Annotated in this window: 10 protein-coding genes and 1 tRNA gene; 10 read left to right on the top strand and 1 reads right to left on the bottom strand. The window is 64.6% G+C overall.

The genetic code is table 11. From position 1 onward, the window contains the following. The first annotated feature begins 58 nt into the window (after nucleotides 1-58). The 7 genes from ACP7BY_RS05565 to purQ all read left to right on the top strand — a co-directional run bounded on the left by ACP7BY_RS05565 (nucleotide 59) and on the right by purQ (nucleotide 6,760). Entirely contained in the window at nucleotides 59-964 is a 906-nt protein-coding gene (locus ACP7BY_RS05565; protein WP_231565165.1) for an alpha/beta hydrolase, read from the top strand. Next, nucleotides 961-2,175 (top strand): kynureninase, encoded by a 1,215-nt coding sequence (gene kynU / locus ACP7BY_RS05560; protein WP_033965443.1) that lies wholly within the window; start codon nucleotides 961-963, stop codon nucleotides 2,173-2,175. The genes ACP7BY_RS05565 and kynU overlap by 4 nt, the downstream gene beginning before the upstream one ends. Before the next feature lie 58 nt (nucleotides 2,176-2,233). Continuing rightward, on the top strand, nucleotides 2,234-3,154 hold the full coding sequence (locus tag ACP7BY_RS05555; protein WP_137902641.1) for a hypothetical protein: 921 nt from the start codon (nucleotides 2,234-2,236) through the stop codon (nucleotides 3,152-3,154). 147 nt (nucleotides 3,155-3,301) lie between these two features. Next, complete coding sequence (purC, locus tag ACP7BY_RS05550) at nucleotides 3,302-4,081, top strand: phosphoribosylaminoimidazolesuccinocarboxamide synthase (protein WP_010407920.1); 780 nt, start codon at nucleotides 3,302-3,304, stop codon at nucleotides 4,079-4,081. A 4-nt stretch (nucleotides 4,082-4,085) separates the two neighbouring features. Next, nucleotides 4,086-5,777 (top strand): hypothetical protein, encoded by a 1,692-nt coding sequence (locus ACP7BY_RS05545; protein WP_137902642.1) that lies wholly within the window; start codon nucleotides 4,086-4,088, stop codon nucleotides 5,775-5,777. Between the two features lie 84 nt (nucleotides 5,778-5,861). Continuing rightward, nucleotides 5,862-6,092, top strand: coding sequence for a phosphoribosylformylglycinamidine synthase subunit PurS (gene purS, locus ACP7BY_RS05540; protein ID WP_033964473.1), 231 nt, complete (start codon nucleotides 5,862-5,864; stop codon nucleotides 6,090-6,092). Beyond that, complete coding sequence (gene purQ / locus ACP7BY_RS05535; RefSeq protein ID WP_033964474.1) at nucleotides 6,089-6,760, top strand: phosphoribosylformylglycinamidine synthase subunit PurQ; 672 nt, start codon at nucleotides 6,089-6,091, stop codon at nucleotides 6,758-6,760. The genes purS and purQ overlap by 4 nt, the downstream gene beginning before the upstream one ends. 84 nt (nucleotides 6,761-6,844) lie before the next feature. On the opposite strand, the gene ACP7BY_RS05530 is transcribed toward purQ, so the two are convergent. After that, entirely contained in the window at nucleotides 6,845-7,573 is a 729-nt protein-coding gene (locus ACP7BY_RS05530) for a queuosine precursor transporter (protein ID WP_126845241.1), read from the bottom strand. Nucleotides 7,574-7,655: 82 nt separating this feature from the next. Here ACP7BY_RS05530 and ACP7BY_RS05525 point away from each other — a divergent pair. The 3 genes from ACP7BY_RS05525 to ACP7BY_RS05515 all read left to right on the top strand — a co-directional run bounded on the left by ACP7BY_RS05525 (nucleotide 7,656) and on the right by ACP7BY_RS05515 (nucleotide 13,258). Beyond that, nucleotides 7,656-7,732 (top strand) — tRNA-Arg (locus tag ACP7BY_RS05525). An 85-nt stretch (nucleotides 7,733-7,817) separates the two neighbouring features. After that, entirely contained in the window at nucleotides 7,818-10,451 is a 2,634-nt protein-coding gene (locus tag ACP7BY_RS05520) for a TonB-dependent receptor (protein WP_137902643.1), read from the top strand. 248 nt (nucleotides 10,452-10,699) lie between these two features. Beyond that, nucleotides 10,700-13,258, top strand: a complete 2,559-nt coding sequence (locus ACP7BY_RS05515; RefSeq protein WP_249340825.1) for a TonB-dependent receptor — start codon at nucleotides 10,700-10,702, stop codon at nucleotides 13,256-13,258.

Genomic DNA, 13,258 nt, shown 5'->3' with positions numbered 1-13,258 from the left:
GATAGCAGCCGCATTCGCAGGTGGCGAGATGGTCGCGTGGCGATTACACCCTGCGGACATGATCCGGTTGCTCTCGCTTGCCCTTCTCACTTTGCCCGCAGGTGCCATGCCCGATACTCCGCGCACGCCCGAACCGCCCTTGCTCAGCTGGCCCGACTTGACCGGACGGGCACAGCCGAAGCCCGATGCGACGATCGCCTATGGTACGGATGCACTGCAAAAGGTGGACGTGTGGCTCCCCGCAGGGGTCGGCCGCCATCCCGTCGTGCTGATGGTGCATGGCGGCTGCTGGACCACCAGCATCGCCGACCGCAGCCTGATGAACTGGATCGCCGACGATCTTCGCAAAAGCGGGATCGCGGTGTGGAATATCGAATATCGCGGGGTGGATCGTCCGGGCGGGGGCTATCCCGGAACCTTTCTCGATGCCGCGACCGCCGCCGACGCGCTCGCGTCCCACGCCGAGCGCTTTCATCTCGACACTACCCATATCGTCGCGGTCGGCCATTCGGCCGGCGGACACCTGGCGCTGTGGCTGGCCGGACGGTCGCGCTTGCCCAAGGACAGCCCCTTGTACAGCGCCCACCCGATCAAGATCAGCCATGTCGTAAGCCTCGGCGGGTTGCCCGATCTCGAAGCGACCGCCGCCAGCCCCGACAATGGGTGTGGCACGGACGTCGTGTCGCACCTGGTCGGCAAGCCCGGCACCCGCAGCGATGTTTATGCCGATACCTCGGTGCCGCGCCTACTGCCGCTCGGCGTGCCGCAGGATTTGGTGAACGGACGGGCCGACGCGATCATTCCGCTGCGCCTCGGCACCGGCTATGTCGATCAGGCCCGCGCCAAGGGCGACCGCGCCGCGCTGCACATTGTGGAGCGTACCGGCCATGTCGAACTGATCGCGCCGGAGACGGCGGCCTGGGCGCAAGCTAAGGCGCTGATCCGCAGCGCGCTGGCCCAATGACGCGCGACGAAGCGCGCGCGCGCGACGCCGCCGATCCGCTGCGCGGCTATCGCGACCGGTTCGCGCTGCCCGAGGGCGTGATCTATCTCGACGGCAATTCGCTTGGCCCCTTGCCCAGCGACACCGCGCCCGCGCTCGCCGACATGGCCGGGCGGCAATGGGGCGAGCGGCTGATCCGCAGCTGGAACGAAGGCTGGATCGACGCCCCGCAGCGCATTGGCGGCAAGATCGCGGCGCTGATCGGGGCCGAGCCCGACGAAGTGATCGTCGCCGATTCCACCTCGGTCAACCTGTTCAAGCTGCTCGTCGCCGCGCTTCGCCACGATCCCGCGCGCCGCACCATCGTTAGCGAAACCGGCAATTTCCCGACCGACCTGCACATCGCCGAGGGCGCGGTCGGCTGCGTGGCCGGTGCCCGGCTGAACGCGGTTGCGCGGGGCGCGCTCAGCGGTGCGATCGACGGCGACACTGCGGTCGTCCTGCTCACCCATGTCCATTACAAAACCGCCGAGCGCTTCGACATGGCGTCGTGGACCGCCGCTGCCCATGCCGCCGGGGCGCTGACACTATGGGACCTTAGCCACAGCGTCGGCGCGGTCCCGGTCGATCTCAACGCGGCCGGAGCCGATCTCGCGGTGGGCTGCGGGTATAAATATCTCAATGGCGGCCCCGGTGCCCCGGCATTCCTGTTCGTCGCGCGACGCTTGCAGGAACGCTTGGCAAGCCCGCTATCGGGTTGGATGGGCCATGCCGCGCCGTTCGATTTTACCGATGCCTATCAACCGGCCAGCGGCATGAAACGCTGGTTGGCGGGCACCCCTTCGATGCTGGGGATGGCGGGGCTGGAGGCGGGAGTCGACCTGTGGCGCGACGTCGATCAACAGGCGGTGGCGAAGAAGAGCGCGGCGCTGTTCGACCAATTCGCCGCCATCGGTGCGCGCCTGAACCTCGAATGCGTCAGCCCCGCCGATCCCGAACGGCGCGGCAGCCATATTTCGTTCCGCCATCCCCAGGCCTATGCGCTGTGCCAGGCGCTGATCGCGCGCGGCGTGATCGGCGACTTTCGCGACCCCGACATTGTGCGCTTTGGCCTGACTCCGCTCTACCTCGGATTCGAGGACGTATGGCGCGCCGGAGCGATCCTCGGGGACATCCTGGCAAGCGGCGCGCACCATGACCCAGCCTTCGCACAACGCAATGCGGTGACCTGACCCAGCGTGCCCTGCGGGTCCAAAACTGCTATGCGGTCGCGGGCATTGGGGGTGGACGATGCGATTCGCTAGGCTTCTCGCAGGATTACTGTTGCTTGGCGGATGCGATGGGGTCTCCGCACCCGGCGGCCCGGGATCGACCGCATCTGGTAAAGCCGCCGCGCTGCCCGCGCCCGACGGCGGGTTCGACTATCGCTACGCCTTCCGCCTGCCTGCCAGCCGGATCGAATCGGTGCAGGAAAGCCACGCGCGCGGTTGCGATCAGCTCGGCCCGGCGCGGTGCCGGATTACGGCGATGCGCTATACGGTCGGTACCGATAACGAGATCGCCGCCGCCCTCACGATGACGCTCGACCCAACGGTGGCGCGTGCCTTTGGCAAGGCCGCTGCGCAGACGGTGAACGCCGCGCACGGCACGATGACCGACGCCACCATCGCCGGGACCGACGCGGCCAACGGGAGCGGACGCGGCGGAGTCGTGCTGGCGCGCCTGCGCGACGCCCTGGCCAATGCCGAATCCGGCGCTCGCGGCGCGACCGCCCCCGAACAGAAGGGACTGGCCATCGCCAAGGTCGATCGATTGCGCAGCGCGATCGCAACGATCGGCGATGTCGATCAGGGGGCCGCTGGTGCCACCGCGAGCGTGCCGGTGCTGTTCCAATACAGCTCCAACGGCGGAATCCCGGGAATCGGGGCGTCGCCCGCCGCGACCTTTGAAAGCGCTGGCGACACCTTTCTGGCGTCGCTCGCCGGGCTGCTGGTGGTGCTGGCTGGGATCGGGCCGTGGCTGGCGTTGCTGCTTGGCGGCGCGTTGCTGCTCCGCTGGATTTTGGCGCGAACCGAGGGCGCTGCCGCCCCCGTCCTGCCCCCGGCCCCGCGACAGGACGACGGTGGACACACCGGCATCGTCCAGCGTTGGTTCCACCACGAAACACCGAAAGCGCACGAGACCCGCGAGGAACACGAACCGGTTGCGTAACGGGCGAAGCGCCGCGCCCTGCGCCCAAGCTGATTGCACCGCCGCCGCGCATTCGATATAGCGGAACCCTTACCGCCCCGGCCCGCGTTCCCCGCGTCGCCGGGGCCTATCGTTTTCAGCTTTTGGTTTTTAGGGGTATCCGCGCACATGGCACGCCGCCGCCAGATCTACGAAGGCAAGGCCAAGATCCTCTATGAGGGGCCTGAGCCAGGGACGCTGATCCAGTATTTCAAGGATGACGCAACCGCCTTCAACGCCCAGAAAAAGGGCACGATCAGCGGCAAGGGCGTGCTCAACAACCGGATTTCCGAGCATATCTTCACCCTGCTCGGGCTGATCGGCGTACCGACGCACTTCATCCGCCGCCTCAACATGCGCGAGCAGTTGATCCGCCAGGTCGAGATCATCCCGATCGAAGTGGTGGTCCGCAATGTCGCCGCCGGATCGATTTCGACTCGACTCGGCATTGAGGAAGGCACCCAGCTTCCCCGCACGATCATCGAATATTATTATAAGGACGATGCGCTCGGCGATCCGATGATCACCGACGAGCATATCGCCGCGTTCGGCTGGGCCGGGCAGGAAGAGATGCACGACATTGCCGACCTGGCGATTCGCATCAACGATTTCCTGTGCGGGCTGTTCGCCGGGATCGGCATTCGCCTGGTCGATTTCAAACTCGAATTCGGGCGGGTGTGGGACAATGATTATCCGCGCATCCTGCTCGCCGACGAAATCAGCCCCGATGGCTGCCGCCTGTGGGACATGACCACCAACGAGAAACTCGACAAGGATCGCTTCCGTCGCGATCTCGGCGGTGAAGTCGAGGCGTATCAGGAAGTTGCGCGCCGTCTCGGGCTGCTGCCCGAAGGGGCCGACAATGCCGTGCTCGATCTCGAAAAGCATCGGCTGAGCAAGGGCAAATAAGCACATGGCGGGGTGGCGGCAGCTTCGGGCCGCCGCCCCGGCGGCTGTGTGGCCCTATGCGGCACTGACCGTCGTCTATCTGCTGAGCGTGCTGCGCGTGGTCGGGTGGGCAGGCCTCACCGACCCCGCCGCGCTGTACTGGCATGATTGGCAGGACCAGTCGCTCTACGTGCGCTCGGCGACCGCGCTTGCGACCGGCGATCTGGCCCCGAGCCAGCATTATTACCCGCTGCTCTATCCGTTGCTCGGCCTGCCCTTCCTGCAGCTGTGGCCGAGCCAGCCGTTTTTCTTCGTCAATCTGGCTTGCTATCTACTGGCCTTTGGCGGCTTTCGCAGCGTGGCGCGCAGTTTTGGCGTGCCGCTATGGGGGGCCGTGCTGCTCTTCGCCGCGACGACGCTCCCCCAATTCGACATTGCCAAAGTGTGGATCGAGCCGTGGACGAGCACACCGGCGGCGGCGCTGTTGTGGCTGGCATTGGGGGCGATGGCGCGGCTGTGGGATCAGACGTCGTCCTTCGACGCCCCCCTCTCCCTTCCCCGGCCCTTCCTACTTCCCCGACGCAGGCCGGGGCCCAGTCGCGAGCCGGTTATAGGCTCGGACAGCGCTTCCTTACGATCCACGCCGCAATTGGGCCCCGGCCTGCGCCGGGGAAGCGTTGAAGAAAAGCGCGCACAGGGCGGATCTCGCTGGCCCGCGAGCATCCTCGGCCTGGCGCTCGGCCTGATCCCGTTCGCCCGCCCCGGCGACGTCATCATCGGCGCGATCATCGGGGCCTTCGCCATCGTCGCGCTGATCCGGGCGCGAGACGGCCGGGCTGCACTCTATGCCGCTGCCGGCTTCATCCTGTCCTTCGCTGTGCTGGCCACGCTGTTCGTAGCAATCTACGGCCTCCGCCCCAGCCCTTACATGCTCTATTCGGCCCAATATGGCTTCAATTTCGCGTGGCTCGGCTGGAAAGCCTATGTCCTGCTGGTCGAGCCACGCGCCTGGTTCGGCGAAGGTGTCGGGTTGCTCGATGCGGCACCGTGGCTGCTGCTCGGCGGGGCCGGGATGCTCGTCGCCTGGTGGACCCCGCCTGCAAGGCGGCCGGTGACGCTCGCGGTCGCGGCGGCGGGGGCGGTCTATGTCATCCTGATGCTCGCTTATGTCGATTTGCTGCCGACCGGGCTGTGGCGCTTCAACAATGTCCATTATTTCAAATGGGTGTTGCCGCTGTTCGGGCTGTTCGCCGTGCGTTTCGTGCTCGATGCGTGGCGGCGGCCGGTGACCCTGGTCGCGCTGCTGCCGATTTTGCTCGCGCTGACGATCCGGATCGACCCCGTACCAGTCGGGGCCCATCAACCCGCGCGGATGGTGGTGTTCCCGGCCCCGGTCGGGGCCGCGTGGACGCCAACCTATTTCGCCACCGCGTGGTTGACCGACGCGCGCGGCGAGCAACGCAACTCGTTCGATTATCATCAGATCTTGGTCGGCAATCGCGTGCGCGCGGTGGCCTTGCGGCGGCCGTTTGCGGGCGATGAACGCTGGATCGGCGACGACCATGTCCGTGCGCAATTGGAAGGGCGCGATACCGGTGGCTATGCGCCGCTCTATCTCACCGGCCCGTGGCCCAAGACGACGATCGCCCGCTATGGCGCGCGCATATCCTTCGGCCTGCCCCATTGGTTCGAACCGCGCGAGACCGCGCGCCACTGACCCCTGACGCTACACGACGCTTGCGACACGGCGCGCACAGGGCCATAGGGTGCCGCGCTAACGACCAGCAGCCAGGATATGCCCATGAAGCTCCGCATTTTCGTCACGCTGAAGCCCGGCGTGCTCGATCCGCAGGGCCGCGCGATTCACAAGGCGCTCGGTGGCCTCGGCTTCGGCGGCGTCAACGATGTGCGCGCAGGCAAGCTGATCGAACTCGACGTTGCCGACGACACCAGCGACGAGCGGATCGACGCGATGTGCCGCGAATTGCTCGCCAACACCGTCATCGAAAACTATCGGATCGAACGCGTATGAAGACCGCGGTCATCGTCTTTCCCGGCTCGAATTGCGACCGCGACATCGCGACCGCACTGCACCAGGTGAGCGGCGTCGCGCCGACGATGGTGTGGCATGCCGATAGCGACCTGCCCGATGGCGTCGGCCTGATCGCGCTGCCCGGCGGCTTTTCCTATGGCGACTATCTGCGGTCGGGCGCGATCGGCGCACGCTCGGCGATCATGCGCGCGGTAACTGCGGCGGCCGAGCGTGGCGTGCCGGTGCTCGGCATTTGCAACGGCTTTCAGGTGTTGACCGAGGCGGGGCTGCTGCCGGGCGCACTGATGCGCAATGCCGGGCTCGATTTCGTGTGCCGCGAAGTCGCGCTGACCGTCGACAATGCACAAAGCGTGTTCACCAGCCGCTATGGCGCGGGCGAGCAGATCATCATCCCCGTCGCGCATCATGACGGCAATTATTCAGCCGATGCCGAAACGCTCGACCGCCTGGAAGGCGAAGGCCGCGTCGCGTTCCGTTATGCCGAGCCGGTCAACGGCTCCGCGCGCAACATTGCCGGCGTGCTCAATGCGACCGGCAATGTGCTCGGCCTGATGCCGCATCCCGAGCGCCGCATCGAAACTGCGGCGCATGGCGGCAATGATGGACGGCGGATGTTCGAGGGCTTGCTGGAACTGGTCGGGGCGTAAAGACGGACCGACTCGGTCTTCTGCCCCCTTCCGAACGGTTGAAGGAAAAGGCGTTCCTCTCTCAACACGCGAACCGCATCGATCCTAAATCTGGAACGGTGAAAAGTCCGTCCCGCGGTCGTAAACATCCACGCCCTCGCTGCGCTTCAGCACGTTGACCACCAGATAGGTCACCGGCGTCAGCAGCACTTCCCAGGACACTTTCAGCACGAACTGGCTGAGCATCACCATGCCGATCTGCTCGACCGGCCAATCCGCCAAGCCGTAAAAGGCGATCGGATAGAAGATCAGGCTGTCCGCCCCCTCCCCCACGATCGTGCTGCCGATCGTGCGCGTCCACAGATATTTGCCCCCGGTGGCGATCTTCATCTTGGCGAGCACGAAGGAATTGAGCAGATCCCCCACCCAGAAGGCGGTGATCGACGCCAGGATGATCCGCCAGCCCGCGCCGAACACGCGTTCATACGCCGCCTGCCCGTTCCAGCCCTGGGCGACCGGCAGATGCACCACGGTCCATTCCATAACCGCCATGAACAGCAACGCGCCGAACCCCGCCCACAGCGCGCGCCGCGCGCGGGCATAGCCATACACCTCGGTCAGCACGTCATCGATGACATAGGAGATCGGGAAAAACAGGATCCCCGCACCGAACGGCCAAAGCCCGATCCACGGCAGGTTGATAACCGAGCGCTTCTCCGCGCCGATCACGTTCGACAGCAGCAGGATAACGACGAACGCCACCATCACGAAATCGAAATAACGGAACTGCCGCCCGGCCAGATCGCGTGCGTTGATGCTCTGTGGTGTCGTCATGCGGATCCGCCCCTGCCCTCGCCGGGCGGTTATGAAGGCCGTTTCGCTGCGCCGCAATCCACGCTACAGGCGAATCCGGTGCGCGCCCGTAGCTCAGTTGGATAGAGCAAGGAGCTTCTACCTCCTCGGTCGGGGGTTCGACTCCCTCCGGGCGCGCCAATTTTCTGCCATGCGCAGCACCCATCGGTCCGAACCGCCGCGCGGAAATCCATGCGAAACAAACCGATTCTAGCGCGCGTGGCGTATGCACACCACACCCCGCCGCCTGGTCCGCCACACCCCACCCGCGCTGACGATGTTGCTGCTCGGCTGCAGCCTGACATCGCTCGCTTATGCGGAGACGGGCGCTGCGCCCGTGCCCGAACCCGCAGCGCCCGTGCAAACAGAGGCCACGAACGACGACATCGTCGTTACCGGGCGGGCGCTGCCCGGGTCGGTCATCGGCGACATCCCCCCCGAAAACCGGCTGAATCCGGCCGATGTCGCGGCATACGGCGTATCCACGATTAGCGAATTGCTCGATGCGCTGGCCGACCAGACCCAAAGCGACCAGGGCCGCGACAGCAGCAGCGCGCCGGTCGTGCTGGTCAACGGCAAGCGCATCTCGGGCGTCAACGAAATCGGCGATTTGCCGACCGAATCGATCCTGCGCGTCGATATCCTGCCTGAAGAGGTCGCGCTGAAATACGGCTATGACGCGCAGCGCAAGGTCGTGAACATCATCTTGCGCCGCCGCTTCATCGCGCGCGTTGCCAATCTCACGGGAGGCCTCGCAACCGAGGGCGAGGGCGAGAATGGCGCAGCGGTGCTGAGCTACGTCCGCATCCATGACAGCGATCGCTTCAACCTGTCGGCCAAGGCGGTCGCCAGCGCGCGGCTGTTGCAAAGCGAGCGTAACGTGACACCGACCAACACCCTTATCGACGACACCGCATACCGCACGCTCAAGCCGACATCGCGCAGCTACACCCTGAATGGCACCTATGCGCATCGCCTTTCCGACACCATCACCGCGACCTTCAACGCGAACGGCGGCTATCAAACCAGCGACGCGTTGAACGGCCTGCCGACTATGGCGGTTGGCAGCATCCTGTCCGACGAGGCCTTGCGCCAGCATAGTGAAACCGCAACCGCGCATGGCGGTGCCACGCTCAATGCCGATCTGTCCAAGAACTGGCAGGTTTCGGCGATCGGCACCTTCGACCATAGCGATACCCGCACGGCCACCGACACCGCTTCGCGCACCCCGCTTGGCAGCACACAGCGCCAACATGCCAGCTCGATCAGCGATGCCGGAAGCGGCAGCGTGGTCGCAATGGGCAAGCTGCTCACACTTCCGGCGGGGCCTTTACGCACCAGCTTGCGCGTGGGCGGCGCGTTCAGCGCGCTGGAATCGGACAGCACGGGTGTCGATGCCAGCAGCGGGCGCACCTTCAACCGCTCCGAATTCAATGCGCAGGCCAGCCTCGACGTGCCGCTGACCAGCACCAAGGCGCACTTTCTGGATACGATCGGCACGCTGTCGGCGAACGTCAATGTCGGCACGACGCGGCTTTCCGATTATGGCGCGCTGGGCACGCTCGGTTACGGCCTCAACTGGACCCCGCGCAAGGGCATCAGCATCATCGTGTCGATGAACGAGGACCGCGTTGCCCCGACGCTCGAGCAACTCAACGCGCCGACGATCACCACGGCCAACGTGCTGGTGTACGATTACAGGCGCGGCAAGACAGTTTCGGTCACGCAGATCAGCGGTGGCTCGTCCGCGCTCGCCGCCGACGATCGCCATGTGTTCAAAGCCAGCCTGTCGGCAGCGGTGATCGCCCGCACCAGGACCAAGTTGACGCTGAGCGCGAATTACATCGACAGCCGCACCGACAATGCGATCGGCAGCCTGCCCACGCTGTCGGCGGCGGTCGAGGCGGCGTTTCCCGATCGCTATATCCGCGATGCGTCGGGCACTCTGGTCGAAGTCGACGCACGCCCCGTGAACTTCGCGCGTGAATACCGCCAAGAAATCCGCTCCGGCCTGACCTTTTCGGAGGTCCTGCGCCCGGCAAGGCGGCCGCAGCCTCCCGCCAATTGGCACCCGCCCGCTGGTTTCCCGCCACCCGGCCGACCGATGCAGCCGCCCGGTCACGCGGTCGCCGACGACACACCCGAATCCGACCGTACCGCCCCCGGCAAAGATGGCGACGATATCGTCGTCGAGGGTCGCCGGTCGACTCGCGATACGTTCGCCCCACCGCCGCCCGGTGATGGCGACGGCCCGCCGCCCGGTCCCCCACCCGAGGGAATGGGTCCGCCGCCCGATGGCATGGGACCGCCCCCTGGGGGCTTTGGCGGCCCCGGCGGCCCTGGAGGTCCGGGAGGGCCGGGCGGCCCTGGTGGCGGCGGCGGTGACAACAGTCTGCGCCTGCAATTCTCGGCCTTCCATAGCTGGTACTTCCGCGACCGGCTGGTGCTGCGTGACGACAGCGCGACGATCGACTTGCTCGACGGCGGGTCGACCGGCACCGGCGGTCAGCCGCGCCACGCGGTGCAAGTCGACGCCGGTATCATCGACAATGGCGTTGGGCTGCGCCTGAGCGGCAACTGGAAGAGTGCGACGACGGTCACCACCACCGCAGACGCGGCCGGATCGCTGCATTTCTCGGCGCTGGCGACCTTCGATCTGCGGATCTTCGCCAATCTTGAACAACGCTTTCCGGGTCAAGCCTGGGCGCGGGCAACGCGGGTCAGCCTGGCGATCGGCAATATGCTCGACACCCGCCAGACCGTTCGCGACGCAAATGGGGCCACGCCGCTGCTGTACCAGCCGGACCTACTCGATCCGCTTGGTCGCACCGTCAGCCTGTCGCTGCGCCGTCTGTTCTGACGCTCCCGGACCGCAAAATCCGCGGGGCAAAATCTTCTTCAACAACTACAAGCAACGTATCGGTAAATTCTACAAGGCTTGTAACATTACGAAACAATCTGTGTCTATAATAATACCATCCGTCGGATAACTTTCTATAAAAATCTTCGAAATAGCCATTGTTATCTAACCTTCATAAGAACTCTTCACCGAATTATTGACAGCGAACGATACAACGTTCCGCTGCGCAGTTCAAAAAAGGGAAGACAATGCGCAAAGCTCTTATGTATAGTGCTGCTATGGCGGGGCTCAGCTTGCCGACGCTCGCAGCAGCCCAATCGACCGGGTCGATCGATGCCGAAACCGACATCGTCGTCAGTGGCAAACGCGCGACGGGCATTAACGGCATCGAAATTCCCGACACGCCCAAGGCAAAGGCGGTGCTGACGCAGGACTTCATCGCCCACCGCGTTCCGGGCCAGTCGATCCTCGACACGATCAACCAGATCCCCGGCGTCAATTTCACCAATAGCGATCCCTATGGTGCGTCGGGCGGGCAGCTCCGCATTCGCGGCTTCGACGGCGCGCGCGTGTCGCTGACCTTCGACGGCATTCCGCTCAACGATTCCGGCAATTACGCGATCTATTCAAACCAGCAGCTCGACCCCGAATTGATCGAGCAGGTCAACGTCAATTTCGGCACCACCGATGTCGATTCGCCGACCGCGAGCGCATCGGGCGGCACGGTCAACTATCGCTCGCTCACCCCAACCGACAAGATGGGCGCAACCGCGATCTATTCGCACGGCACCTATGACATGAACCGCGTGTTCGGCCTGTTCAACACGGGTGTATTCACCGCGTTCGGGACCAAGGCGTGGTTCTCGGCGAGCAAGGAAACATACGACCAGTATCGCGGCTATGGCAGCCTCGACAAAAAGCAGTTCAACGGGAAACTGTACCAACCGCTGGGCAGCAATGGCGACTTCATCTCGATCGCGGGCCATTACAACGAGAATCGCAACAGTTCGTACAGCAACCCGTCGCTGTCCAATATCCGTTCGGTGCTGGGCACCTCGGTCGTGCCGTCGACGATCAGCCCCTCCAACCCCTACACGCTGTCGCTCAGCAAGAGCCAGTATGACGCGCTGTATAACAACACCTCCTCCGCCTTCCTGTACGATGCGAGTTGCTCACTTCCCTCGGCAAGCGGCGTCAACGGCACCAGCCAGAGCGACAAATCGGCCTGCTCGAACGTGGCCGCGACCGCGATCAACCCGTCCAATACCGGCAACGTGCGGATCAACTCGCGCATCACGCTGACGCCCAAGCTGACGCTGACCTTCGACGGTGCCTATAGCTTCACGCGCGCCAATGGCGGCGGGTCTTCGGTGCTGGCCGAAAGCAACGCCAATGCCACCAACGCTGGCGGGACTGCGGCGGCTTCGGGTATCTATAGCTATCAGTTCCAGCGCTTGGGCGCGGGCACGGCGAGCGGGGTCGACATTAACGGCGATGGCGACACGCTGGATTATGTGCGGGTCTATTCGCCCTCGAACACGCGGACGCAGCGCTTCACCGCGATTGCCAATTTGCGATACGAGTTCGACGCCGACAATGCGGTGCGCTTCGCCTATACGTGGGACCGCGCACGCCATCGCCAGACCGGCGAAATGAGCCTGCTCGATGCGACCGGCCAGCCCTATAATGTGTTCAGCGCGATCGACGGCGTGAGCGATTATGCCGTGGTCGATGCGGCCGGCAACGTGCTGCAGAAGCGCAACCGGCTGTCTTATGCGATCCTGCATCAGCTTTCGGGCGAATATCGCGGGTCGTTTCTGAACGAGAAGCTGAAGGTCGCGCTGGGCGTGCGTGCGCCGTTCTTCCGCCGCAACCTGACCAATTATTGCTACACCATCCCCGGCAGCACCAGCGATGCCTATTGCACGTCGCAGACCGCGGCGCAGGTAGCCGCCAATGCAACCACGGCGACCTATGGCCTGCCGTACAACAACCGGGTGAAGACCTATAATGCGGTGCTGCCCAATATCGGCCTGACCTACGCGATCACCCCGCACCTCAGCACCTTTGCCAGCTATTCCAAGGGTTTTTCGGCACCGCGCACCGACAATCTGTATGCCTTTGACGATGTGAAGATCAAACCGACCGGTGCGGTGAAGCCCGAAAAGACCGACACGGTCGACCTTGGCCTGCGCTACACCACCGCCTTGATCCAGGCGCAGGTGGCGGGCTGGTACACCTATTACGACAATCGCATCATCTCGACCACGACCGAGCTCGAGGGTGGCGGCACGCTGACCACCGATCGCAACGTCGGCGCGGTAAAGAGCAAGGGCGTGGATGCCAGCATCGGCATCGCCCCCGTGCAGCATCTGTCGATCTATGGCTTCGGCTCGTTCATCGATGCGCGGTTGCAAAGCGATGTCATCAACCCGAGCACCAGTCTCGTCACCGCCAACACTGCCGGCAAATTCGTCGTCGAGACGCCGAAATGGCAATATGGCGGGCGCGTGCAAGTCGATTTCGACCCGATCGCAATCGGGCTGCAGGTCAAGCATGTCGGCCGCCGCTATGCGACCGACGTCAACGACGTGATCGCCCCCGGATACACCACGGTCGATCTCGACGCGCGGATCGGGCTGAAACAGCTTGGGCTGCCGCAGACCTATTTCCAGCTCAACGTCGCCAACCTGTTCAACGAACGCTATTTCAGCAATCTGACGACCGGCACCGACTCCACCAGCACGACGCGCTACACCTTCGGGTCGCCGCGCACCTTCGTGGCCTCGATCCACTTCGGCTTCTGA

It is taken from the genome of Sphingomonas sp. PSPC2-2 (assembly GCF_049897725.1).
In the GTDB taxonomy this organism is placed as follows: domain Bacteria; phylum Pseudomonadota; class Alphaproteobacteria; order Sphingomonadales; family Sphingomonadaceae; genus Sphingomonas.
This window is presented reverse-complemented; position numbering and strand designations above follow the sequence as displayed.